The sequence below is a fragment of the Cellulomonas jepli genome (assembly GCF_047229345.1).
GTDB lineage: Bacteria > Actinomycetota > Actinomycetes > Actinomycetales > Cellulomonadaceae > Cellulomonas_A.
Window position 1 is genome coordinate 1 of record NZ_JBFTER010000072.1, and the last position, 23,976, is coordinate 23,976.

Annotated in this window: 22 protein-coding genes; 10 read left to right on the forward strand and 12 right to left on the reverse strand. The window is 75.7% G+C overall.

The annotated features are described in order from the left end of the window. The 7 genes from AB6N24_RS15820 to AB6N24_RS15850 all read left to right on the forward strand — a co-directional run. A partial coding sequence (locus AB6N24_RS15820; RefSeq protein ID WP_412870345.1) for a hypothetical protein occupies positions 1-2,366 on the forward strand: 2,366 nt, incomplete at its 5' end. Then, positions 2,363-3,997, forward strand: a complete 1,635-nt coding sequence (locus AB6N24_RS15825; RefSeq protein ID WP_412870346.1) for a flavin monoamine oxidase family protein — start codon at positions 2,363-2,365, stop codon at positions 3,995-3,997. The genes AB6N24_RS15820 and AB6N24_RS15825, both read left to right, overlap by 4 nt. Positions 3,998-4,073: 76 nt before the next feature. Next, the gene (locus AB6N24_RS15830; protein WP_412870347.1) at positions 4,074-4,712 is read left to right on the forward strand and encodes a hypothetical protein; all 639 of its coding nucleotides are present in this window, start codon (positions 4,074-4,076) and stop codon (positions 4,710-4,712) included. After that, positions 4,709-5,014, forward strand: coding sequence for a transcriptional regulator (locus AB6N24_RS15835; RefSeq protein ID WP_412870348.1), 306 nt, complete (start codon positions 4,709-4,711; stop codon positions 5,012-5,014). Before AB6N24_RS15830 ends, AB6N24_RS15835 begins: the two co-directional genes overlap by 4 nt. Further along, entirely contained in the window at positions 5,011-5,994 is a 984-nt protein-coding gene (locus AB6N24_RS15840) for an ABC transporter ATP-binding protein (RefSeq protein ID WP_412870349.1), read from the forward strand. The genes AB6N24_RS15835 and AB6N24_RS15840 overlap by 4 nt, the downstream gene beginning before the upstream one ends. Next, on the forward strand, positions 5,991-6,767 hold the full coding sequence (locus AB6N24_RS15845; protein ID WP_412870350.1) for an ABC transporter permease: 777 nt from the start codon (positions 5,991-5,993) through the stop codon (positions 6,765-6,767). The genes AB6N24_RS15840 and AB6N24_RS15845 overlap by 4 nt, the downstream gene beginning before the upstream one ends. Positions 6,768-7,056: 289 nt before the next feature. After that, positions 7,057-8,109: a GGDEF domain-containing protein gene (locus tag AB6N24_RS15850; protein WP_412870351.1), complete on the forward strand. Its 1,053-nt coding sequence runs from the start codon at positions 7,057-7,059 to the stop codon at positions 8,107-8,109. Between the two features lie 14 nt (positions 8,110-8,123). Here AB6N24_RS15850 and AB6N24_RS15855 read toward each other — a convergent pair whose 3' ends face one another. The 6 genes from AB6N24_RS15855 to AB6N24_RS15880 form a co-directional block, all read right to left on the reverse strand. Next, positions 8,124-9,689, reverse strand: coding sequence for a diguanylate cyclase domain-containing protein (locus AB6N24_RS15855; protein ID WP_412870352.1), 1,566 nt, complete (start codon positions 9,687-9,689; stop codon positions 8,124-8,126). A 204-nt stretch (positions 9,690-9,893) separates the two neighbouring features. After that, positions 9,894-12,494, reverse strand: a complete 2,601-nt coding sequence (locus AB6N24_RS15860; RefSeq protein WP_412870353.1) for a heavy metal translocating P-type ATPase — start codon at positions 12,492-12,494, stop codon at positions 9,894-9,896. Continuing rightward, the gene (locus tag AB6N24_RS15865; protein WP_412870354.1) at positions 12,491-12,724 is read right to left on the reverse strand and encodes a heavy-metal-associated domain-containing protein; all 234 of its coding nucleotides are present in this window, start codon (positions 12,722-12,724) and stop codon (positions 12,491-12,493) included. The genes AB6N24_RS15860 and AB6N24_RS15865 overlap by 4 nt, the downstream gene beginning before the upstream one ends. 39 nt (positions 12,725-12,763) lie before the next feature. Further along, positions 12,764-13,045, reverse strand: a complete 282-nt coding sequence (locus AB6N24_RS15870) for a metal-sensitive transcriptional regulator (RefSeq protein WP_034631433.1) — start codon at positions 13,043-13,045, stop codon at positions 12,764-12,766. 215 nt (positions 13,046-13,260) lie between these two features. After that, positions 13,261-13,746 carry a hypothetical protein gene (locus AB6N24_RS15875; protein ID WP_412870355.1) on the reverse strand — a complete coding sequence of 162 codons (486 nt, stop codon included), beginning with the start codon at positions 13,744-13,746 and terminating at the stop codon, positions 13,261-13,263. Positions 13,747-13,960: 214 nt separating this feature from the next. Further along, on the reverse strand, positions 13,961-14,890 hold the full coding sequence (locus AB6N24_RS15880) for a threonine/serine dehydratase (RefSeq protein ID WP_412870356.1): 930 nt from the start codon (positions 14,888-14,890) through the stop codon (positions 13,961-13,963). A 182-nt stretch (positions 14,891-15,072) separates the two neighbouring features. Here AB6N24_RS15880 and AB6N24_RS15885 point away from each other — a divergent pair, with 182 nt between their 5' ends. Beyond that, positions 15,073-15,594, forward strand: coding sequence for a DinB family protein (locus AB6N24_RS15885; RefSeq protein WP_412870357.1), 522 nt, complete (start codon positions 15,073-15,075; stop codon positions 15,592-15,594). A gap of 29 nt (positions 15,595-15,623) precedes the next feature. Here the strand turns inward: AB6N24_RS15885 and AB6N24_RS15890 are convergent, their stop codons facing one another. After that, positions 15,624-16,019: a RidA family protein gene (locus AB6N24_RS15890; RefSeq protein ID WP_412870365.1), complete on the reverse strand. Its 396-nt coding sequence runs from the start codon at positions 16,017-16,019 to the stop codon at positions 15,624-15,626. 124 nt (positions 16,020-16,143) lie between these two features. On the opposite strand from AB6N24_RS15890, the gene AB6N24_RS15895 reads away from it, so the two are divergent. Then, positions 16,144-17,145 carry a helix-turn-helix transcriptional regulator gene (locus AB6N24_RS15895; protein ID WP_412870358.1) on the forward strand — a complete coding sequence of 334 codons (1,002 nt, stop codon included), beginning with the start codon at positions 16,144-16,146 and terminating at the stop codon, positions 17,143-17,145. 124 nt (positions 17,146-17,269) lie between these two features. After that, positions 17,270-18,313 (forward strand): magnesium and cobalt transport protein CorA, encoded by a 1,044-nt coding sequence (locus tag AB6N24_RS15900; RefSeq protein ID WP_412870359.1) that lies wholly within the window; start codon positions 17,270-17,272, stop codon positions 18,311-18,313. A 7-nt stretch (positions 18,314-18,320) separates the two neighbouring features. Here the strand turns inward: AB6N24_RS15900 and AB6N24_RS15905 are convergent, their stop codons facing one another. The 5 genes from AB6N24_RS15905 to AB6N24_RS15925 form a co-directional block, all read right to left on the reverse strand. Next, positions 18,321-20,414, reverse strand: coding sequence for a HelD family protein (locus AB6N24_RS15905; RefSeq protein ID WP_412870360.1), 2,094 nt, complete (start codon positions 20,412-20,414; stop codon positions 18,321-18,323). Between the two features lie 10 nt (positions 20,415-20,424). Continuing rightward, positions 20,425-20,886: a hypothetical protein gene (locus tag AB6N24_RS15910; protein ID WP_412870361.1), complete on the reverse strand. Its 462-nt coding sequence runs from the start codon at positions 20,884-20,886 to the stop codon at positions 20,425-20,427. A 103-nt stretch (positions 20,887-20,989) separates the two neighbouring features. Beyond that, entirely contained in the window at positions 20,990-22,327 is a 1,338-nt protein-coding gene (gene hemL, locus AB6N24_RS15915) for a glutamate-1-semialdehyde 2,1-aminomutase (RefSeq protein WP_412870362.1), read from the reverse strand. Beyond that, positions 22,324-23,376, reverse strand: coding sequence for a porphobilinogen synthase (gene hemB, locus AB6N24_RS15920; protein ID WP_412870363.1), 1,053 nt, complete (start codon positions 23,374-23,376; stop codon positions 22,324-22,326). Before hemB ends, hemL begins: the two co-directional genes overlap by 4 nt. Then, positions 23,373-23,976: uroporphyrinogen-III synthase (locus tag AB6N24_RS15925; RefSeq protein WP_412870364.1), on the reverse strand; the 604-nt coding region annotated here is incomplete at its 5' end. The genes AB6N24_RS15925 and hemB, both read right to left, overlap by 4 nt.

The window sequence follows — 23,976 nt, forward strand, 5'->3', positions numbered from 1 at the left end:
CGGCGGGCTCCGGCACCGGCGCGGGCGACGCGCTGGCCCGGACGCTCGTGCAGCAGGCCGGGCTGACCCGCCGGCTGCTCGGCGACCTCGGCGGCGCGCCCCCGGTCGCGCACGTCGTCCCGGGGCCCGTGACGTCGTTCGGCGCGCTGTCGCAGCAGAGCGTCGTGGCGAGCTCGTCCGGGACGGTCGGCGAGGCGCTCGGGGACCTCGACCCGGCGACGACCCGGCTGCTCGACGACGCGGGGGTCGTGGCCGGCACCCCGGTGCCCGACGCGCAGGCACGGCTCGAGGCGCACCTGGACTCCCTCGGAGCACGGGCCCTCGCGCACGCGCACGACCCGGGGTTCCAGCACGCGCTCGAGGCGCTCGTCGAGTCCGGCGAGCTCACGGTCGCGGTCGCGGGCGCGCCGGACCTCGCGGCGCCGCCGAGCCTGCCTCCGCCCGCGGCGGTGGACCCGGGGACCGCGCCGGACGTCGACGTGCAGGGCCGGATCCGGCCCCTCGGCATCGGTGACCTCAAGGTCGTCCGGCAGACCCTGCTGGCCTACGAGCCGGGCGAGGTCGCCTCGATCGAGAACGTGCTCGCGCGCGAGCAGAAGTCCCGGGTGCACCGCGCGCTGCACCGCACCCAGACGTCTCTCCTGGAGTCCGTGGAGCGCACGGAGGAGCTCGAGCGCGACACCCAGACCACGGACCGCTTCGAGCTCAAGCGCGAGACCGCGAGCACGGTCAAGGAGGACATGAGCGTGCGCGCGGGGCTCCAGGTCACCGCGTCGTACGGGCCGGTCGTCGCGTCGGCGTCGGGGGAGTTCGCGTACTCGACGGCGCGCGAGGACAGCGAGAAGGCGTCGAGCGTGTTCGCGCACGACGTGGTCGACCGCACGATCACGCGTGTCCAGGTCCGCACGCTCACGTCGCGCACCACGACCACGACGGACGAGCTCGAGGAGACCAGCACCCACGGGGTGGACAACTCGGCGGGTGCGGAGCACGTCGTCGGCGTCTACCGCTGGGTCGACAAGCGCTACCGCGCGCAGGTCCACGACTACGGCTCTCGGCTCATGCTCGAGCTCGTCGTCCCGGAGCCGGCCGCGTTCCTGCGCGCGGTCCGCGCGAACGCGCGGGTCGAGGTCGACGCGACCCCGCCGGCGCCGTTCGTGAACGACCTGACGCCGTTCCTGCCGCCCGCGCAGTGGACGCAGCTGAGCGCGGCCGACCTCACGGAGCAGAACTACGTCCGGTACGCCGCCCGGTACGGCGCGACCGGCGTCGCGCCGCCGCCGCCCGCGACCGTGCACGTGAGCGTGAGCGTCGTGAAGGAGGCGATGGAGAACGGGGTGTCGGCCGCGGTGACCGCGGACGGGCTCGTGGTCCCGGAGGACTACCGCATGACGTCGCACCGGGTCGCGGTCTCGGCCCTGTGGGTCAACTACCCCAAGCTCACGGTCCAGGTCGGCGAGCAGATCTACGCCGTCCTCAACGACTCGAGCGACGGCAACTCGTTCCTGACGAGCCGGCCGCACGTCCCCGTCGGGGGCACGAGCGTCGCGACGCTCGGGCCGGTCGGCGGTCAGGTGCCGGTCAGCGTCGCCGCGTACGACCTGCACGCGTTCGCCCTCAACGTGCAGGGCGCCTGCACGCGGCAGGACAGCGCGCTCGCGAAGTGGCGGCTGCAGACGTACGACAAGATCCACGCCGCGTACCGGGCGCTCCAGGCGACCTACGACGAGAAGGTCGCGGCGGCGACCCGTGCCGCGCAGGACGAGGGCGTCCTCGGGCAGAGCCCGGCGGCGAACCGGGAGACCGAGCGCAACGAGCTGAAGAAGCTGTGCATCACGATGCTGACCGGCCAGCACTTCGGGCAGTTCCAGGCCGTGACGGCGCCGCCCGACGCGCCCGTGCACCACCCCGAGGTCGACGTCCTCGAGGCGCTCCGCGAGGGGCCCGTCGTCCAGTTCTTCGAGCAGGCCTTCGAGTGGGAGCAGATGACCTGGTTGCTCTACCCGTACTTCTGGGGGAGCAAGGCGACGTGGGTGGAGCTGCAGCGGCTGCGCGACCCCGACCCGGAGCTCGTGCAGTTCCTCACCGCGGGGTCGTGCCGCGTCGTCCTGCCGGTGCCTCCCGCGTACGCCGACGCCGTCCTGTACCTGCTGAGCGCGCCCGGCGGCGACCTCGCGTCGCGCGTGTGGCGGGGCGGGGACCCGCCGACGCTCGACTCGCCGCTGTACGTCTCGCTCGCCGAGGAGCTCCGCGCGCGGACCGACGACCTCGCCGGCGCGGTGCCCGAGGGTGAGCCCTGGGAGTTCACGCTCCCGACGACGCTCGTGTGGCTCCAGCCGGACGGCACGCTGCCCGTGTTCCCGTGAGCGGTTCCCGGCTCGCGGGGGACGACGACGACTACCTCGACGAGGAGGAGCGCCGGCGCGAGTCGCTGCGCAAGCAGGAGGACGCGGTGCGGCGCCGGCTCACGCCCGACTGGTTCACCGAGCGTCGTGGGGAGCTGTGCCTGCCGCCCGGCGGGGTCCGGGTCGCGGTCGTGGGCGGCGGCTTCGCCGGGCTCATGGCGGCGTGGTACCTCGACCGGTGCGGCGTCGACGTGACGGTGTTCGAGGCGGCGTCCCGGATCGGCGGCCGCGTGGTCACCGACCGCACGTTCGTGCGTCCGCACGTGATCGAGGCCGGCGCCGAGCTGATCGGCGAGAACCACCCCCTGTGGATGCTGCTGGCCACGCGCCTGGGGCTCACGCTCGACCCGGTGACCGAGTACCCGGACGGACGGCTGCGGTTCCGCGGCCGGGACGTGGTGGGTGCCGACCGCGCGGCTATGGAGACGGAGGTGCTGGAGCTGCAGCGCGCGCTCGGCGCGCTCGCGGTGACGCTGAGCGAGACGGAGCCGTGGCTCGACCGCCGCGCCGCGGCGTGGGACGCGGTCTCCGTGGCGTCGGCCCTCGGGACGCTGCGCGGCGGACGGCCGCCCGGCCCGCTCGCGCGCCGGTGGTTCGAGTTCACGCTCGGCAACGACAACTGCGCACCGATCGACCGGCAGAGCTTCCTGGGGCTGCTCAGCTCGGTCAGCGCCGCGCGGATGGGCAGCACGCCGCGCGGGATGCTGGGCTACTGGCTCTCGACCGAGACGCACCGCTGCCGCGGGGGCAACGACCTGCTCGGCACCCGGCTCGCGGACGGGCTGACGGTCCGGCGCGAGACCGTGGTGACGCAGGTGCAGGTGCGCCCGTCGTTCCGGCGGGCCGTGGCGGTGGTCTCGGAGCTGCCTCCCGCCCGGGGACCCGAGCTGTGGGGCCCGGGCGGCCGCCCGGGGCCGCGCGTCGAGCGCTTCGACTTCGCGGTGCTGACGGCGCCGCCGACGGTCTGGGCGGGCATCCGGTTCGACCCGCCGTTCCCCGCCGCCCCGCGCATGCTCGTGCACGGCCCCGCGGTGAAGTTCCTGACCCGCTACCCGACGCGCTTCTGGGAGCGGCAGCGCCCGCCCGAGCAGTTCCCGGCCGCGCGCGCGGACGACGTGGGCTCGGTCTGGGAGGGCACCGACAACCAGGGGCCGCAGCGCACGCCCGTCGACCCGGACGCCGGCGGCGGGCCGTACGCGCTGTCGGTCTTCTCGGGCGGCGGGTTCGTGCAGGCGGTCGGGGACTACCCGGCGAAGCTCGCGGCCCTGTTCCCGCACGGCCGGCCGGGCCCGCCGCCCGCGACCCTGTGGTGCGACTGGCCGACGACGCCCTACGTCATGACCGGGTACGCCGTCCCGGCGCGCGGCCAGGCGTCGACGGTCTTCCCGGCGCAGCTCCGGCCGCACGAGGGGGCGCTGTACTTCGCCGGCGAGCAGACCTCGTCGGGCTTCTTCGGGTACATGGAGGGCGCCCTGCAGTCCGGCGCGCGAGCGGCGCGGGACATCGTGCAGCGCGTGGTCGTCGCGTGCCCCCGCGGGACCCGGCTCGCGCGCGCCGTGCCCGGCTCGCCGCCGGACGGTGCCGGGGGGTAGGGGACCCCTTGTGGTGGTCACGCCTGGCAGAGTAGTTTGCAACGCAAAGCACTCTGCAGATCAGGGAGACGACCCGATGGCACCCGACGACGCGACCGACGAGCCGCTCGACCTCGCGGAGAGCCTCGCGATCATCCAGGCGCAGCGCACCCGCGTCCGCGACCAGGTGGCGCCCGACCCGCGCATCCTCTTCGGTGCGTGGGGCCTCGCCTGGTTCGTCGGCTACCTCGTCCTGTGGGCGTCCGCGAGCAGCGAGCCGTCCGGCCACCCGGACGGGACGGCGTTCGCGGTCTTCGGGGTGCTCCTGAGCGGGGCGCTCGCGGCGACGATCGCGCACATCGCGCGCCGCTCCGCAGGCGTCCGGGGGGCCAGCGCGCGCTCGGGCGCCATGTTCGGGTGGACCTGGACGATCGGCTTCAGCGCGGTCGTGCTCACGATGATCGGCCTCACCCGGGCCGGCGCGAGCTGGGAGGTCCTCGCGCTCGGCTGGAACGCCCTCTCGGCGCTCGTCGTCGGCGTCCTCTACGCGGCCGGTGCGGCCATGTGGGAGGACTGGCGGATGTTCCTGCTCGGCGCCTGGATCGCCCTCGTCGCCGGGGCCACGACGCTGCTCGGGGTGCCCGGCTCCTACCTGCTGATGGCGCTCGCGGGCGGCGGCGGGATGCTGACCGCCGCGACGGTCGCGCACGTGGCCCGGCGGAAGGGCGGCTGGTGATCGACGACGACCTCGACCCGGTCATCCACGCGCAGTCCCGCCTGCGGGTCGTCGCGACGCTGGCCGCGATGCCGCGGGGCGACCGGGTCTCGTTCCCCAAGCTCCAGCGCCTGCTCGACATGACCGCCGGGAACCTCTCGACCCACGTGCGCAAGCTCGAGGAGGCCGAGTACGTCCTGGTCACGAAGACCCACGAGGGCCGGACCCCGGCCACCTACCTCGAGCTGACGAGCACCGGGCGCCACGCGTTCGAGCGCTACTCACGCCGGCTCACCGACCTCCTCAAGGGAGCGCAGTCATGAACCACGTGGTGCAGGTCGAGGGGGTCACACGCCGGTTCGGTGCCGTGACCGCGCTCGACGACGTGTCGCTCGACGTCCACGAGGGCGAGCTCGTCGGGCTGCTCGGGCCGAACGGCGCGGGCAAGACGACGGTGCTGAGCCTCGTCAGCGGGATCCGGAAGCCCGACGCGGGGCAGATCCGGCTGTTCGGCCGCGACCCCCGCGACGCGGCCGCGCGCCTCGGCCTCGGCACGACGCCGCAGGAGACCGGGCTGCCGCCGACGCTCAAGGTCGGCGAGGTCGTCGACCTCGTCGCCGGGCACTACCCGGACCCGATGCCGCGCTGCGAGGTGCTCGAGCGGTTCGGCATCGGCGACCTCGCGGGACGGCAGACCGGCGGGCTCTCGGGCGGCCAGAAGCGCCGGCTCGCCGTCGCGCTCGCGCTCGTGGGGCGCCCCCGGCTCGTGCTGCTCGACGAGCCGACCACCGGGCTCGACGTCGAGGCCCGGCACGTGCTCTGGGACGCGCTCCGGCAGTACCACGCGGACGGCGCGACGGTCCTGCTCACGAGCCACTACCTCGAGGAGATCGAGGCGCTCGCGCAGCGGGTCGTCGTGATCGGCGAGGGCCGCGTGCTCGCGGACGACTCGCTCGCCGCGGTCCTCGACCTCGTGGCCGTGCGGCGCGTCCTGGTCTCGGTGCCCGAGCACGCCGCCGGGGCGCTCAGCGGGATCCCGGGGGTCGTCGGCGCCGAGCGCGACGGGGACCGCTGGACCCTCCTCGCGTCCGACGCCGACGCCGTGGTCCGCACCCTGGTGCGCGACGACGTGCCGTTCAGCGGGCTCGAGGTCCGCGGCGCCTCGCTCGAGGAGGCCTTCCTCGCGCTCACCGGGGGCGAGCCCGCCCGCGACGGCGCCCGCACCGCCGGCCCGTCCGGCACCGCCCGCACCTCCGGCGACGCGACCCCGTCCGACGCCGTCACCCAGGGAGCCCCGCGATGACCACCACGACGCTCGCCCCGCGCACCGCGCTGCACCTCACGCTCCTGCACGCGCGCTTCCAGTTCCTCGAGACGGTCCGCGTGCCCATCGCGGTCATCGGCAACCTCCTGTTCCCGTCGCTCGCGATGTTCTTCTTCGTGGTGCCGCAGCCCGAGGTGTCCCAGAACCCGGGGATCGCGACGGCCGCGGCCGCGCAGCTCGCGACGTTCGCGATCATCTCGACGTGCCTGTTCTCGTTCGGCGCGGGCGTCGCCGAGGACCGGGCGCTGCCGTTCGACCCGTACCTGCGCACGCTGCCCGCCGGCGCGGCACCCCGCCTCGCCGGTCGCGTCGTCAACGGGATCGTCTGGTGCCTGCTCGCGCTCGTGCCGCTGATCGTCATCGCCGTCGTCTTCACCGAGGCCACGATCACCCCGCAGCGCCTGCTCCTCGCGCTCGCGTGCGTGCCCCTCGTCGCGCTGCCGTTCCTGATGCTCGGGCTCGCGATCGGCTACGCGCTCAGCAACAAGGCGGCCATCGCGGTCGTGCAGGCGGTGCTGTTCCCGCTCGCGTTCGCCGGCGGGCTGTTCATGCCGCCCGAGGTCTTCCCCGGCTGGATGAACGCGATGTCCCGCGCGCTGCCGACCCGGGCCGCGCGCGACCTCGTGATCGAGGTCGCGACCGGCTACCCCGCGTACGTCCTGGCGCTCCCGGTGCTGCTGGGGTGGACGGTGCTGTTCGGGGCGCTGGCCGTGACGGCGTACCGCAGGGACGAGGGCCGCCGGTTCCGCTGACCGGGGCCGCCGGGCCGGCCGGGCGATGAGTTCGGCACGGTGGGCCGGTCTGACCGGCATGGACGCCGCCCCCCACCCCACCGAGCCCACGGCGAGCACCGGAGCCTGCCGGGCACCTGGCACGGCGTCGCGGACGACGCGCTCGCCGCGGCGGTGCTCGACGTCGTGACCCGGTCGGGCGTCGCGACCGGGTGGCGGCCGTCGCCCGACCGGTCGGTGAACGGGTGACCGGAGCGGCGACCGGGTGCCCCGTGCTCAGGTCCACGCCCTGAGGGTCGATGATCGGGGTGTGTCGTCCGGCCACTGGAGCGAGCCGCGCGACCGGGTCGCCGCTGCCCGGTCCGCCGCTGTGCTCATCCTCGTGGGTGCCGTCGTCATCCTGGCCTTCGCCGCCGTCGACCCGAGCATCGAGTCCGGCTGGGAACGCGTCGCGGTGCTCGCCGCTGCCGCCGTGGCGATCCCGTGCGCCGCACTGCTGTACCGCCGGGGCCACCGGGCGCCGACCTGGCTGTGGGTCGCGCTGCCGGCGGGCGGCGTCGTGCTCATCACGGCGCTCGACTTCGCGACGAACGACGCGAGCGCGGCCGGGCAGGTCTTCCTCGCGTTCCCCGTGCTGTTCGCGAGCTCGCAGCTGCGCCGCCGGGCCGCCGTCGGGATCACGGTCCTGACCGTGGCCGCCGACGCGGTGCTCGCCCTCGCGCTGCTGCCCGTCGAGCGCGCGGTCACGGACGTCGCGTTCGTCGGGGCGACGCTCGGGGTCATGACCGCCCTGCTCGTCGTCTCGGGCGAGCAGCGTGACGCGCTCGTGGCCCGGCTGACCACGCTCGCGGCGATCGATCCCCTGACCGGCCTCGCGACCCGGCGGGTCCTCGACGAGGCGGCGCGCACCGCGCTCGCGCGCGAGGGCCGCACGACGACCGCGCTCCTCGTGCTCGACCTCGACCGGTTCAAGACCATCAACGACAGCCGCGGGCACCCCGTGGGCGACGACGTGCTCGCCCACGTCGCGGCGCTCCTGCGCAGCCGCGAGCGCCCCGGCACGGTGCTCAGCCGGCTGGGCGGCGACGAGCTCGCGGTGCTCGTGACCGAGGGCAGCACGGGGGGCGCGGAGGCGCTCGCCGAGGACGTCGCCGAGCTCGTCCGGTCGCACCCGCTGCCGACGCCCGAGGGGCCGCTCGCGCTGTCCGTGAGCATCGGCGTCGCGTACGCGCGGGAGGACGTGACGACGCTGCGGGCGCTGTACTCCGCGGCCGACGAGGCGCTCTACCGGGCCAAGACCGGGGGACGGGACCGGGTGGCCGTGAACGACGGCGAGCGAGGGCCGTCGCCCGCGGCGGGCTGAGGGCGCCCGGCCGCTCAGGACGCGATCGGCCTCCCGGCCTCGCCGGCGCCGCGTGCCGCGCGGTGCACGTGCTTGGTCCGGTACATCGCGGTGTCCGCGCGCGTGAACAACGACGTGGGCTCGGTCGACGGGTCGGTCGTGATCGCGGCGCCGATGCTCACGCCGACGCTCACGACGCCGCCGGTGACGCGGATCGGCTGGGCGACGATCTCCTCCAGGCGCTCGACGAGCTCGGCGATCTCGACGTCGTCGCGCACCTCGACGAGCACCGCGCCGAACTCGTCACCCCCGAGGCGGGCGAGGACGTCGCCGTGGCGCAGGTGCGTGCGCAGCCGCCGGCCGACCTCGATGAGCACCTCGTCGCCCGCGGCGTGCCCGTACGTGTCGTTGACGGCCTTGAACCGGTCGAGGTCCACGAACAGGACGGCGAGCGCGGCGCCGGGCCCGACGGCGCGCAGCCCCAGCCCGAGGAGCCGCAGGAGCTCGCGCCGGTTGGGCAGCCCGGTGAGGTCGTCGTGCGACGCGGCGTGCGTGAGCTGCTCCTCCTGGTAGCGCCGGTCCGTCACGTCACGCTGGTCGACGACGAGACCCCGCACGAGCGGGTCGGCCAGGAGGTTGTGGACGTTCCACTCGTACCAGCGGGACTCGCCGTCGGCGTGCGTGAGCGGCACGTCGAGGGTCCGGCGTGCACCCGGGACGGCCATCACCTCGCGGAGCTGGCGGGCGGCCTTGGCGCGGTGCTCGGGACGGACGAGGTCGAGCAGGTAGGTGCCGGTGAGGCTCTCCGCGGGGTGGCCGGTCGTGCGCTCCGCCGCAGGGCTCACGTAGGTGAGCACGCCGTCCGCGTCGCTCACCGTGAGCACGTCCGTCGCCGAGTCCATGAGCGCGCGCAGCCGCGCCTCGGTGCGGGCGAGCGCATCCGTCACCGACGCGTCGGCGGCGACCGAGAGCCCGACGTCGGCGAGCGTGAGCCACGTGACCAGCAGCAGCCAGCCCGCGGCGACGTGGCTCGCCCAGACGGGGAGCGCGCTCGCGACCCAGCCGAGCTCCGTGCCGGCCTGTCCGGCGAGCGTGAGGAGCGTGACGAGCGTCCCGGCGCGCGGCCACACCCCGCTGCCGGAGCGCTGGACGTGGGCGACCGCGACGAGGAGCGCCGTGGCGGGCACCAGCGCGCTCCAGCCCGCGGTCCACGCGAACGCCGCGACCAGCGTGGACGCGCCGAGCAGGGTCACGAGCGGGCGTCCGTCGGGTTCCGTCCCGCGCACGAGCCGCTCGACACGCTCGCTCAGCAGGACCACCTGCAGCAGGACCAGGCCGGTCAGCACCCAGGGGGAGCCGAGCACCCAGCCCTGCGCGTGCAGCGCGAGCAGCGCGGGCAGGGCGACGACGAGCGTGCCGACGACGGCGAGGGGGAGCGGTACGCGCGCGAGCACGCGCGACGCGGAGGCGTTGGCCCGGTGACGGCGGGTCTGCGGCGCCGGGTCCCCGAACGGCCCGGCGACCGAGCCGGTGCGAGCGGTGGGGTGCGGCGGTGCAGCGTGCGGCGGTGCAGCGTGCGGCGGCGCGGCGTGTGCGGGCACGCCGGGGCGTCCCTCGTGCCCACCCGTCGTCCGTGCCACCCGTCTGCCCTCGTCCGTCCTCGTCCGTGACCGACCCATCGGCTTTCACCCGGGCCTGATGACGGGTTCACCCGGGTGGAGCGCGGTGGCGAACGGGTGCACGACGCGGCCCGGCCCCGCCGCGCGGGTGCACGACGGGGCCGGACGGGTCGGGACGGGTGGCGCTCAGGCGAACGCGCGCAGCCGCAGCGAGTTGCCGACGACCAGGACCGACGAGAACGCCATCGCGGCGCCCGCGATCATCGGGTTGAGCAGCCCCGACGCGGCGAGCGGGATCGCCGCGACGTTGTACGCGAACGCCCAGAACAGGTTCTGCTGGATGACCCGGAGCGTCCGGCGCGAGAGGCGGATCGCCTGCGCCGCCGAGCGGAGGTCGCCGCGCACGAGGGTCACGTCGGCCGCCTCGATCGCGACGTCCGTGCCGGTGCCCATCGCGAGCCCGAGGTCGGCCGCGGCGAGCGCGGCGGCGTCGTTCACGCCGTCCCCGACCATCGCGACGCGCCGGCCCTCGGCCTGGAGCCGCTGCACCACGGAGACCTTGTCGGCGGGCAGCACCTCGGCGACCACGTCCGCCTCCGGGATGCCGACGGTGCGGGCCACCGCGCGGGCGGCGCCGGCGTTGTCGCCGGTGAGCAGCACGGGCCGCAGCCCGAGCGCGCGGAGCTGGGCGACCGCGTCGGCGGACGTGTCCTTCACCGGGTCGCGCAGCACGAGCACGCCGCGAGCCGAGCCGTCCCAGGCGGCCATGACCGCGGTCGCGCCGTCCGCCTCGGAGGCCGCGAACCGCTCCGCGAGGACCTCCGTGCGCACGCCCTGCTCCTCGAGCCACGCCGGGCGCCCGACGAGCACGCGCCGCGCGAGGCCGACCCCCGAGTGGGCGGTGCGGACGACGCCGACGACGCCCCGCCCCGGCTCGTTGCGGAACTCGCGGACCTCGTCGGAGCCGATCCCGACGCCGTCGGCACCGACCTCCGTCGAGCCGGCGGACACCGCCGTGGTCACCACTGAGGTGGTCACCGCCTCGTCGGCCGCGTCCGCGATCGCCCGCGCGATCGGGTGCTCCGACATCCCCTCGACCGCGCCGGCGTACCGCAGCACGTCCGCGGCGGAGGTGCCCTCGGCCGGCACCACGTCGACGAGCCGCATGCGGCCCTGCGTGATCGTGCCGGTCTTGTCGAGCACCACGGTGTCGACGCGGCGCGTCTCCTCGAGGATCTGCGGGCCCTTGATGAGCACGCCGAGCTGCGCGCCGCGCCCGGTGCCGACGAGCAGGGCCGTCGGGGTCGCGAGGCCGAGAGCGCACGGGCACGCGATGATCAGCACCGCCACGGCCGCGGTGAACGCCGCCTGCACGCCGCCGCCGGTGACGACCCACCCGGCGAACGTCGCGACGGCGAGCACCAGCACGATCGGCACGAAGACCGCCGAGATCCGGTCGGCGAGCCGCTGCACGGGCGCCTTGCCGGTCTGCGCGGCAGCGACGAGCCGGCCGATCTGGGCGAGCTGCGTCTCCTCGCCGACCCGCGTCGCGCGCACCACGAGGTGCCCCGACGTGTTGACGGTCGCGCCGGTCACGGCGTCCCCGGGGGAGACGTCGACCGGCACGGGCTCACCGGTGAGGAGCGAGGCGTCGACCGCGCTCGTCCCCGAGACCACGACGCCGTCGGTCGCGACCTTCTCGCCCGGCCGCACGGCGAACTCGTCGCCGGGCTGCAGGCGGTCGACGGGCACGCGCTGCTCGGTGCGCCGGCCGTCCGGGCCGGTCACGAGCAGCGCCACGTCCTTGGCGCCGAGGTCGAGCAGCGCCCGCAGCGCGTCCCCGGCCCGGCGGCGGGAGCGGTGCTCGGCGTACCGGCCCGCGAGCAGGAAGGTCGTGACGATCGCCGCGACCTCGAAGTACAGCTCGGGCATCGCCGTGCCCGTCCCCGCCGCGTCGGCGGGGAACAGCGTCGGCTCCATGCGCATGCCGAGCGTGCCGGCGCCGCCGAGGAGCAGCGCCCACAGCGACCAGCCGGTCGCCGCGACGATGCCGATCGACACGAGCGTGTCCATCGTCGAGGCGCCGTGCCGGGCGGCCTTCGCGGCGGCGCGGTGGAACGGCCACGCGGCCCACGTGGCGACGGGCAGCGCGAGCGCCGCGACGACCCACTGCCAGCCGCGGAACTGCGTCGCCGGCACCATCGAGAGCACGAGCACCGGGAGCGAGAGGACGGCGGCGACGACGAGCCGGCGCCGCAGGTCGGCCCCGCGGTCGGGCGTCGGCGCGGACATGTCGGCGCCGGGGTCCATGTCGTGGCCCTCGCCCATCGAGTGCCCGGAGAGCGCGTGCTCGAAGGGGTCCATCGGGTGGGCGTCGTGCTGTGCCGTGGCGTGCGCGACGCCGTCGTGCGCCGGGGCGTGCTCGCCGTGGTGCGCGGGTGCCGGGACGGTGTCGGCCGGCGGGACGGCGTCGTTCGCCACGAGCGCGTCCTGCACGTCCACCGCCGGACCCGGGCGTCGCCCGGTGACCCGCGCGTCGTACCCGGCCTTGCGCACGGCCTCGACGAGCGCGGCCTCGTCGGCGGCGGTTCCGTCGTCGGGCACGCGGATCTCGACGTGCGCCGACTCGAGCGGCAGGTTCACGGTCGCGGTCACCCCGGGCAGCCGCCCGAGGCGCTTCTCGACGCGCGCGACGCACGACGCGCACGTCATGCCCTCGACCGCGAGGTCGACGGTCGCGACGGGCAGGTCGCGCGGCTCGGGGCGTGCGGTGCTGGGGGCGCTCACAGCAGCGACCCCCTCGGGGTCACCGCGTAGCCCGCCTCCTCGACGGCCGCGCGCACGGCGTCGTCGGTCAGCGGCTCGTCGTGCACGACGGTCACGGGGGACGACGCACCGGCGTGCAGGTCGACGGTCACGTCCCGCACCCCGGGGATGGTCTGGAGCTCCTCGGTCACGTGGCGCACGCAGTTGCCGCACGTCATGCCGTCGACGGAGAAGGTGGTGGTCTGGCTCATGGGAGTGGTCCTCTCGGAGTGGGGTGAGTGGGGTGGGTGTCAGCTGCGGACGAGCCGGGCGATGGCGTCCGCGGCCTCCTTGACCTTCGCGGCGCCGTCCTCGGGGGACTGGCGTGCCGCGTCGACCACGCAGTGCGCGAGGTGGTCCTCGACGAGGCCGATGCTCACGGCCTGCAGGGCCTTGGTCACGGCGGCGACCTGCGTGAGGACGTCGATGCAGTACACGTCCTCGTCGACCATGCGGGCGATGCCGCGGACCTGGCCCTCGATGCGCCGCAGCCGCTTGAGGTAGTCGTCCTTGTCCCCGGTGTAGCCGTGCATGGTGCGCTCCTCTGGTCGGTGCCGTCGCCCTCCCCAACACGGTACCCCCTGGGGGTATTCCCGACTGGGTCGGAGGTCCTGGACCGGCGGGCCGTCCGGGGTGACGGACGGTCCCGCTGAGCGAACCCGGGAGGGGCAGCCGGAACGTGCGCGCGACGTCGCGCGGCGTGCTCGCGCGGTGCTCCGCGTCCGGAGCTCCGTGTCCCTCTGGCGTGTCAGGGGGCCCGGCGGCAGACGGCGAGCCACAGAGCGTGCTCGAGGTGGGGGAGGCGGCGCGCGAGCGCCGCGGCGCTGTGCACGAGCCGGAGGTCCGAGTCGGGATCGAAGGCGGCCCCGGCGGTGGCCTCGTCGTGCACCACCTTGCACGTCAGCTCGGCCAGCGCGAGAACCAGCTCGTCGCTGCTCTGCGTCCCCGCGTCCGGATCGCGATCTGGCGGGGTCAGGGAGAGCCGGTGCCGGCGAACTGTCTCGAAGAGCGTGCGCGCGGCGCGCGGGTCGTCGACGTCGTCGAGCAGGCCGGCGCGCTCGACGGCGGCTCGCAGCTCGCCTGCGTCGACGACCGCAGGCAGTGCTGCGGTCGCCAGTCCGCACGCCCATCGCGTCCGCGCCGCAGCGGGGACCTGGCTGACGGCCTGCGCGGCGACGCGGGTGTCGCCGGTGAGCCAGGCGGCGCGGACGTCGGGGTCCAGGTGGAACCGCATGGGTCAGGCGCCTCGGGCGGGCAGTCGCTGCATCCCAGCACCCTGGGTCTGCCGCTCGCTGCACCGACGTCGAGAGCACCGGGCGACCCCCGTGCGACCTGGCGCGGCTGCTCCGGGCCTCGACGCGCTCCGCGGGGCAGAACGGGTCAGGGCGCCGGGAGGGTGGCCCGTCCTGAGTCGCGGTGGAGCACTCGGCAGCTGCACCTGGATGCGGTCAGCCCAGCGTCGCCGGGTCGGTGTTGGCGCCGCACACCACCACGGCGACCCGCTCGCCCGGTGCGGGCCGGTACGCGCCGCTGGCGAGCCCGGCGTAGGCGGCGGCCGCCCCGTGCTCGACCGCCATGCGGTAGTCCTGCCAGAGGGCGGTGCGGGCGGCCGCGATCGTCTCGTCCTCGACGAGGACGCTGACGGGCCCGGTGCGCCGGGCGACGTCGAAGGCGATGCTGCCGATGCGTCGCGCCCCGAGGGAGTCCGCGGCGATGCCGGAGACGGCGACGTCGACGGGCTGCCCCGCCTGCAGGGCGCTGTGCAGGGTCGGGATGCGGGTGGGTTCGACGGCCACGACACGGGCGCGCCCCTCGGCCGCGGCGGCGATGCCGGCGAAGAGGCCGCCGCCGCCGACCGCGACGACGATCGTGTCGACGTCGGGGACGTCGGTGAGGATCTCCTCGCCGATGGTTCCCGCTCCCGCGGCGACCTCAAGCTGGTCGTACGCGTGGCAGAACAGCGCGCCGGTGGTGTCGGCGAACTCGACGGCCGCCAGGTAGGCCTCGGCGTACTCCCGGCCGACCTGCCGCACGGTCGCGCCGTACTCACGGAGCCGGGCGACCTTGACGGCCGGTGCGGTCTCGGGGACGAAGACGGTCGCCGGGACACCGACCCGGGCGGCCGCGTAGGCGTTCGCGAGGCCGGCGTTGCCCCCGGACGCGGCGACGACGCCCGTCGCGGGGTCGAGGGCGCCGGTCTCGAGGCCGGTGAGGATGCGGTTGAACGCGCCGCGGGTCTTGAACACGCCCGCGAGCTGCAGGAGCTCGCACTTGAGCCAGAGGGTGCCGGCCTCCGGGTCGGCGGCGATCACCGGCGTGCGGCGGACCCGTCCGCGGATCCGCTCCTGGGCGGCGAGCACGTCGTCACGGGTGAGCACTGGTCCTCCAGGTCGTGCGGCTCGGGCAGGGGTCCTCGGGCGCACCCACTGTCTCCGGTCCCGGGTGGCCGCGCACGACCGGGGGCGAGAGCGTCGGCGCGCGCTCGGACCACCGTACGGGTGCAGGCGCGCCCGCCCCGAGGCGTGCGGTCACCGCGCGGGCCTCGGGCTACGGTCGCCGCATGGCTGTCTCGAGCGGGGAACCGCAGGTCGACTCCGCGGACGCCGCGGTGCAGCTCGTCGCGTACCTCGACTTCTACCGCGGCACCGTGGCGCGCAAGGTGTCCGGGCTCGCGGAGCCGGTGCTCCGCCGGTCGGTGCTGCCGTCCGGCTGGACGCCGCTGGAGCTGCTCTGGCACCTCGTGCACATGGAGCGCCGGTGGTTCGTGTGGGGGTTCCTGGCGGAGCCGGTCCACGACCCCTGGGGCGACCACGCCGGTGGGGTCGACGACGGTCGGTGGGCGGTCCCGGAGGCTCTGACCGTCGCGGACGTCGTCGAGCGGCTGCACGCGGGCGGCGAGCGGACGACGGCGGTCCTCACGTCGGTGCCGCTCGGCGAGCGCGGTGCCCTGGGTGGGCGGTTCACCGCCGAGCCGGCGCCGACGCTCGCGTGGATCGCCTTCCACGTGCTCCAGGAGTACGCCCGCCACGCGGGTCACCTCGACGTCGCGCGCGAGCTCGTCGACGGGGCGACCGGCGAGTAGGGCAGCGCCCCGGCTCGCCGGTCCCGTCGTCACGCGACCGCGGTGCCCTCCAGCTCGACCAGCAGGCCGGGGACCGCGAGGCGCGTGACCCCGATCAGGGTGGTCGCGGGGGCGACGCCGGCGGCGGCGAGCCGCGACGCGAGCACCCCGTAGTGCTGCAGGAGCAGGTCGACGTCCGTGGTGAAGACGTTCAGCCGCACGAGGTCGGACAGCGACAGGCCCGCGTGCCCGAGGACGGCCTCGAGGTTGTCGAGGCTGAGCCCGACCTGCGCGGCCATGTCGCCGGGGTGCTGCGGCGCGCCGTCGGCGCTCGTCGCGGTCTGCCCGGAGCAGTACAGCGTGCGGGTGTGCCCGGAGACGAGCTCGCCCTGGTGGAAGCCGAGCTCCTGCGACCACGTCACCGGGTTCACAGCCGTTCGTTCGATCGTCACGTCGGGTCCTTCGGTCGTCGGGAGGTGCGGAGGTGCGGGCCGGCAGCGCGCCGGCCCGTACGATCAGGCTCTCGTCGAATCACGACACCCTCTGTCGTGTATCGGCTACGGTCGTCCGGTGCGCGCTGACCGGCTCGTCTCGCTCGTGCTGCTGCTCCGCCGGCACGGCCGGCTCTCCGCGGAGGCGCTGGCCCGCGAGCTCGAGGTCTCGACCCGCACGGTCCTGCGCGACGTCGAGGCGCTCTCGGCGGCCGGCGTGCCCGTGTACGCCGAGCGCGGCCGGCACGGCGGCTTCGCGCTGCTGCCCGGCTTCCGCACGGAGCTGACCGGGCTCACCCACGACGAGGCGCTCGCGCTGCTCGTCGCCGGGTCGCGGCGGGGCGCGGAGGCGTTCGGCCTCGGGTCGGCGCTCGCGTCGGCCGTGCTCAAGGTCGTCGACGCGCTCCCGGCGAGCAGCCGGACCACCGCGGCGCAGGCGGCCGGGCGTCTGCTGGTCGAGCCGGACACCGACCTGCTGGCGCGCCGGGCGGACGCCGACGACGTCCCGGCTGCCGTCGCGGCGGCGGTCCGTCGTGCGGTGCTCGCCGGGCTCCGGCTGCGTCTGCACTACGCCGCCGCGGGCCAGGAACCGGACTGGCGGACGGTGGACCCGGTCGGCCTCGTCACCGCGCGCGGCCGGACCTACCTGCTGGCGACGAGGTCCGGCGAGGACCGCACGTACCGGCTGTCCCGGGTCCTCGCCGCCGAGGTCCTCGACGAGCCCGCCCAGCGCCCCGACAGCGTGGACCTGGGTCGCGCGTGGCTCGACCGCAGCGCGCGGTTCCGGGCGGGCGACCACCAGGTGACGGTGGCCGTGCGGGTGCGGGCCGCGCGGCGGGACGAGCTCGTGGGCACCGCGCTCGCCGTCGCCGGCGAGCAGACCGACGCGGACGGCTGGCTGCGGGTCGAGGCCACGTTCCAGGACCCGCGGCACGCCGAGTGGGTGGTGTGGCAGCTCGGCGTGGACGGCGAGGCCCTGTCCCCGCCGTGGCTGCGGGCTGCCCTGCACGAGCGCGCCTCGGCCGTCGCGGACCGGTACCGGGAGCCCGGGAGCAGCGACCGCCGAGGACCGGGCGGCTGACGAGGAGTCGCCGGGCGACGAGCGGCGGGCACGGCGCGACGTCGGGATCCCACTCCCACGGGGGCACGTCGCATCCCTTACGGTGAGCCGCTCGCCCGAGCAGACGGAGAGGACGGAGCCCGACGTGGACGACCTGCGTGCCCACGCGACCCAGGTACGCGTGAACGACGTCGTCGGTGGCTGCGCGCTCTACCGCGACATAGACGAGCGCCCGCACCCGCTCGACCTGGCGGACGCCGTCGCAGCCGCGCGGGACGGCGACGGGTTCGTCTGGATCGGCCTGCACCACGCCACGGCGGCGCAGATCACCGAGGTCGCCGAGCTGTTCCAGCTGCCGGCGCTCGCGGTCGAGGACGCGGTGAAGGCCCACCAGCGACCCAAGCTGGAGGTCCACGGCGACGTGGTGTTCGCCGTGCTGAAGCCAGTCCGGTACATCGACCCGGTCCACGTCGTCGACGTCGCGGAGATCGCGGTCTTCCTCGGGGAGCGCTTCGTCCTCACCGTCCGGCACGGGCACAGCGACGTCCTCAAGCGCGTGCGCCGCGAGCTCGACCAGGGCATCGCCCCGGAGGTCCTGGCCTTCGGGCCGACCGCGGTCCTCTACCGGGCGGCCGACCTCGTCGTCGACGAGTACGAGGCGGTGCTCGGGCACATCGACCTGGACGTCGACGACATCGAGACGCAGGTGTTCGGTCCCGGCGAGGACGACCACGCCGAGCGGATCTACAACCTGAAGCGCGAGATCGCCGAGTTCCGCCGCGCCGTCGTCCCGCTCCTGCGGCCCCTCGAGGAGCTGGCCGCCGGCTCCGTGGCGCACCTCCCCGCGGCGGCCAGCAGCCACTTCCGCGACGTGCACGACCACGCCCTGCGTGCCGCCGACCGGGTCGAGGGGATCGACCGGCTCCTCAGCGACGTGCTCCAGGCGAACGTCGCCCGCGTCACCGTGGTGCAGTCCGCCATCGCCCTGCGCCAGAACGAGGACACCCGCAAGATCTCCGCCTGGGCGGCGATCGCCCTGGTCCCGACCGCGGTCGCCGGGCTGTACGGCATGAACTTCGACAACATCCCCGAGCTGCACTGGAAGTACGGCTACTTCGCCGTCCTCGCGGTCATCGGGACCACGTGCACCGTCCTGCACCGCCTCTTCAAGCGCAACGGCTGGCTCTGAGCGCCCCTCAGGCCGCGTCGCGCGAGCGCAGCGCCCCGGGCAGCGGCTCGCGGTGCACGACGACGAGCCGCGACACCGCACGGGTCAGCACGACGTAGAGCCGGTGCAGCCCACGAGCCTCCTCGGCGACCACGCGCGCCGGCTCGACCGCGACGACGTGGTCGTACTCGAGGCCCTTCGCCACGGACGCGGGCACGAGCGTGATCCGCCCGGACGGGACCTCGGCGTCGGTCCGGTCCCACGCGAGGCCCGCGGCGTCGAGCGCCCGCGCTGCGTCCTCGACGAGCGAGTCGGGCACGATCAGCCCGACCGAGCCCTCGAACCCGAGCGCCGACCGGCACTCCTCCGCCGCGCCGGCCACGACGTCCCCGACCTGCCGCACCCGGAGCGAGCCGTCCTGCCGCAGGGACGACGTGACCGGCAGGTCGAGGCCGAGCGAGGGCACGAGCGTGTTCGCGTACTCCATGACGACGCGCGGCACGCGGAACCCGGTGGTGAGCGGGACGACCTCGGCGCCGGCCTTGTCGAGGTGCGTCAGCGTGTCGTGCCAGCTCCGGGCCGCCCACGGCGTCGTGCCCTGCGCGAGGTCGCCCAGCACGGTGACGGAACCGTGCGTGCTGCGCCGGGCCAGCGCCCGGCACTGCATGGGCGACAGGTCCTGCGCCTCGTCCACGATGAGGTGGCTGTAGCCGCGCGGCCGGTCGAGCAGCCCGGCGACCTCGTCGAGCAGCACCGCGTCGTGCTCGCTCCACCGCACGGCCCGGGGCGAGCGGGCCGGCCTCGCCCACAGCAGCAGCGCCTGCTCGGCGTCGTCGAGGACGCCGTCGGCCGCCGCGGCGAGCGCGGCCCGGTCGGACAGCAGCCCGTGCACCAGGGCCTCGGGGGTCGTCGCCGGCCACACCGCGTCGAGCGCCTGGGTGACCGGGCGGCTGCGGCTCGTGCTGCGGAACCACGACTCGCTCGGCGCCTCGGCGCTGCGGTTCTCGACGGTCCGCATGAGCGCGGCCGCGATCCGCGACCGCAGCCGCTCGCGCCCGCCGCCGTAGGTCGTCGCCTGGGTGCGCGCCTCGGCGACGAGCTCGTCGAGCGCCGACGGGGACAGCGTGTAGCGGTAGGAGCCGTGCGGCACGGTGACCGGCGCCGCCGCGGGCGCGATCCGCGACCACAGCGCGCGGTGCAGCACGGCCGCCAGGCGCACGTCGTGCTTGAGCACCGCGACCTCGGGCGGGTCCGTCGCGCGCACGTCGAGCGGGTAGAGGTCGCCGACGCTGACCTGCTCGGCGTCGAGCTCGCCGAGCGAGGGCAGGACCTGCGCGATGTAGCGGATGAGCGTGCGGTTGGGCCCGACGATGAGCACGCCCGCGTGCTGCAGGCGCTGGCGGTGCGTGTAGAAGAGGAACGCCGCGCGGTGCAGGCCCACGGCCGTCTTGCCGGTGCCCGGGCCGCCCTGCACGCACAGCGACACCGAGAGGTCGGCCCGCACGAGCTCGTCCTGCTCGGGCTGGATCGTCGCGACGATGTCGCGCATCGGGCCGACGCGGGGGCGCTCGATCTCGGCGGTGAGGATGCTGCTCGGGGTCCCGGGGGCGTCCCCCGCCCCGTCGGCGGCCGGAGCCGCAGCCGCCCGGTCGAGGTGCTCGTCCTCGAAGCTCGTGAGCGCCCCGCCCGACGACCCGAACCGCCGCCGCGTCACGACGCCGTGCGGCTCGCGCGCGCTGGCCCGGTAGAACGCGCGCGACACCGGCGCGCGCCAGTCGAGGACGAGCGGGTGGCTGACGTCGTCGGTGACGTGCCGGCGGCCGACGTAGAACCGCGTGGAGTCGTCGTCCGGGTCGTCGTCGGCCGGCTCCGCGAGGTCGAGCCGCCCGAAGAACAGCGGCGTGTCCTCGTCGACGGTGAGCTCCCGGACGCGCCGGACGAGCGCGACCCCGAGCCGCTCGGCGGCGTACGCGTCCCCGACCGTGCCCGCCCCGACCTCGAGCAGCGCCTCCGCGCGGTCCCGCATGCGCCCGAGCGCCGCGCGGGCGTCGGCGAGGTACCGGCGCTCGTCGTCGAGCTCGTCGACCAGGGCCGTCTGCGCGTCGGTCCCGGGCGAATTCACGTCCGGCAGGCTACCGCGCCGCGTCGGCCGGTCCTGGGCGGTCGTCGCGGCGCAGGTCCAGCTCCATCCACGGCCGCCTGCTGCCGGCGGGCCCGGGCACGGTCCAGCGCGCGTGCATCGAGGAGCCGTCGTCGGACACCTGCAGCGTCGCCTCGGCGTCGCCCGCGCGGAACGTCCACACGCCGTCCGGGTCGACGCTCGCGGTCGACGTGTCGATGCCGCCCTCGTCGTCGTACGCACGGGTCGGGAACACCCCGCGTGCGGCGTCCCACGGCTCGATCACCTCGAGCGCGCGGGTGCGGCGCCCGCCCATCACGACGTCCACGTGGTGCACGACGAACGGCCCCAGCGCCTCGTAGACGTCGCTGCCGACCACGGTCGCCACGACCGTCGCGCCGTCGTCCCCGAGCACCTGGCCCTCGGTGCGCCAGCGCCCGAGCAGCGCTGCCGTCGAGGGGGCGTCGTCCGCCATCGCGTCCTCCTGTGGCCGCCGGCCCCGCGACCGTCCGGCGGCGGGGATGTCCCGGGGTGGACCGGACCGCGCGGCGGAACTCGTCGTGCGGCGGGCCGGCCCGTCAGCGCGCCGGAGCCTGCGCCGCCGCAGCCGCCTTCGCCGCCGCGGGGAGCGCGTCGATGACCCGGTTGACCGCGTCGTCGTCGTGGGCGGCCGAGACGAAGAACGCCTCGAAGCCCGACGGCGGCGCGTACACGCCGTGGTCGAGCAGCGCGTGGAAGAACGCCGGGTAGCGCCACGACTCGCTGGCCTGGACCTGGGCGTAGTCGCGTGCGCCGTGCTGCGCCGCGTCCTCCCCGAAGAACGTGCTGAACAGGTTCCCGGCCCACTGCACCACGTGCGGGACGCCCTCGGCGGCGAGCGCCTGCGTGAACGCGTTGCGCAGCACCGCGGCGACCGTGTCGACCCGCCCGTACACCGCGGTGTCGGCCGCGCGCAGCGTCGCGAGCCCCGCGGCCGTGGCGACCGGGTTCCCCGAGAGCGTGCCCGCCTGGTAGACGGGACCCATCGGGGCGAGGCCCTCCATGACGTCGCGCCGGCCCCCGACCGCGGCGACGGGCAGGCCGCCGCCGACGACCTTGCCGAACGTGAACAGGTCCGCGTCCCAGCCCTCGACCGAGCCCTCGAGCCCCCACCAGCCGGACGGGCTCACGCGGAAGCCGGTGAGCACCTCGTCCTGGATGAGCAGCGCGCCGTGGTCGTGCGCGATCCGCGAGAGCGCCTTGTTGAACCCGGGCAGCGGCGGGACGACGCCCATGTTCGCGGGCGCCGCCTCGGTGATGATCGCGGCGATGCTGTCACCGTGCTCCGCGAACGCGGCCTCGACCGCGGCGAGGTCGTTGTACGGCAGCACGATCGTCTCGGCGGCGACCGCGGCGGTCACGCCGGCCGAGCCGGGCAGCGCGAGCGTCGCGAGGCCGGAGCCCGCGGAGGCCAGGAGCGAGTCGACGTGCCCGTGGTAGCAGCCCGCGAACTTGATGATGCGGTCGCGCCCGGTGGCGCCGCGCGCGAGCCGGATCGCGGTCATGGTCGCCTCGGTGCCGGTCGAGACGAGCCGCAGCCGCTCGACGGCCGGGACCCGGTTGCGGATCTCCTCGGCGAGCTCGACCTCGGTGAGCGTCGGGGCGCCGAACGACAGCGCGCGGTCGGCGGCGGCGTGCACCGCGTCGAGCACGGCCGGGTGGGCGTGACCCAGGATCGCCGGGCCCCACGAGCACACGAGGTCGACGTACTCGCGCCCGTCGACGTCCGTGACGTGCGGGCCCTTCGCCGACGCGATGAACCGCGGGGTGCCGCCGACGACGCCGTACGCGCGGACCGGCGAGTTCACCCCGCCCGGGATGACGCCGCGTGCACGCGCGAAGTACCGCTCGGAGGTCTCCGGCGCCTGCTCGCTCATCTGCTCTCCTCCGCCAGCCACCCGGCCAGCTCCACCGCCCAGTACGTCAGGACATGATCGGCACCCGCACGCCGGATGCTGAGCACCGACTCCGTCACGGCGCGCCGACGGTCGATCCAGCCGTTCGCCGCGGCCGCCTCGACCATCGCGTACTCGCCGGACACCTGGTAGGCGGCGACCGGCACGGTCGACATCGCGGCGACGTCCGCGAGCACGTCGAGGTAGGCCAGGGCGGGCTTGACCATGACGACGTCCGCGCCCTCGGCGATGTCGACCATGACCTCGCGCGCGGCCTCCCGGCGGTTGGCCGGGTCCATCTGGTACGTGCGCCGGTCGCCCTCGAGCGTCGACTCGACGGCCTCGCGGAACGGTCCGTAGAACGCCGACGCGTACTTCGCGGCGTACGCGAGCACCGCGGTGTCGAGGAAGCCCTCCGCGTCGAGCGCGTCCCGCACGACCGCGACCTGGCCGTCCATCATCCCGCTGAGCCCGACGAGGTGGGCGCCCGCCCGGGCCTGCGCGAGGGCCATCTCCGCGTACCGCACGAGCGTCGCGTCGTTGTCCACGGCGCCCGACGCGGTCAGCACGCCGCAGTGCCCGTGGTCCGTGAACTCGTCGAGGCACAGGTCGGCCTGCACGACGAGAGCGTCCCCGACCTCGGCGACCACGTCGGCGATCGCGACGTTGAGGATGCCGTCGGGGTCGGTCGCGCCCGTGCCCGTCGCGTCGCGGTGCTCGGGGACGCCGAACAGCATCACGCCGCCCAGCCCGGCCTCGGCGGCCTCGGCCGCGGCGCGGCGCAGCGAGTCGCGCGTGTGCTGCAGGACGCCGGGCATCGAGGTGATCGGCCGCGGCTCGGTCAGCCCCTCCTTGACGAAGACGGGTAGCACGAGCTCGGCCGGGTGCACGCGGGTCTCGGCGGCGAGGCGGCGCATCGCGGGGCTCTGGCGCAGGCGGCGCAGGCGCGTACGGCCGGGGGTCGGGACGGCGCGCGGGGCCGCGGCGCGGGCGGCCACGGTCGGGGTGGACGGGGTCGTCGGCTGGGTCATGCGGTCACCTCGGGTGACGGGGAGTCGGTCGGACGGCTGGGGGTGGGCGGGGCCGTGAGCTCGGACCCGGTGGCGGTGAGGTCGTCCCCGGTCCCGGCGAGGTCCCCGGTGGCGGCGAGGTCGGCCCCGGCCGCGGCCCGGGCGCGCACGAGCGCGGCGACGAGGCCCGCCGGAGTCTGCTCCTCGGCGACCGCGTCGACGCGCAGCCCGAGGCGGGCGGCCTCCGCGGCGGTCGACGGGCCGATGCAGCACACGAGCGTCCCGGCGGGCGGCCCGCCGAGCAGGTCGAGCAGGTTCCGGGCGGTGCTGCCGGACGTCAGGAGCACCGCGCCGACCCGCCCGGCGGTCCAGTCCTCGTGCACCACGGGGTCGGGGTCCGGCCCGCGCACCGTCCGGTACGCGACGACGTCGTCGACCTCCCACCCGCGGGCGCGCAGCCCGGTCGTGAGCGTCGGCGCGGCGAGGTCGGCGTGCGGGACGAGGACGCGCCCGGGGTCGTGCTCGTCGGTGTCAGCCTCGGACGAGCCGGCGCCGTCCGGGGACGACCGCGGCGAGGGCAGCGCCGCCGGGTGGGCGTCGGGCGTGCCGGGCGTGCCGGCG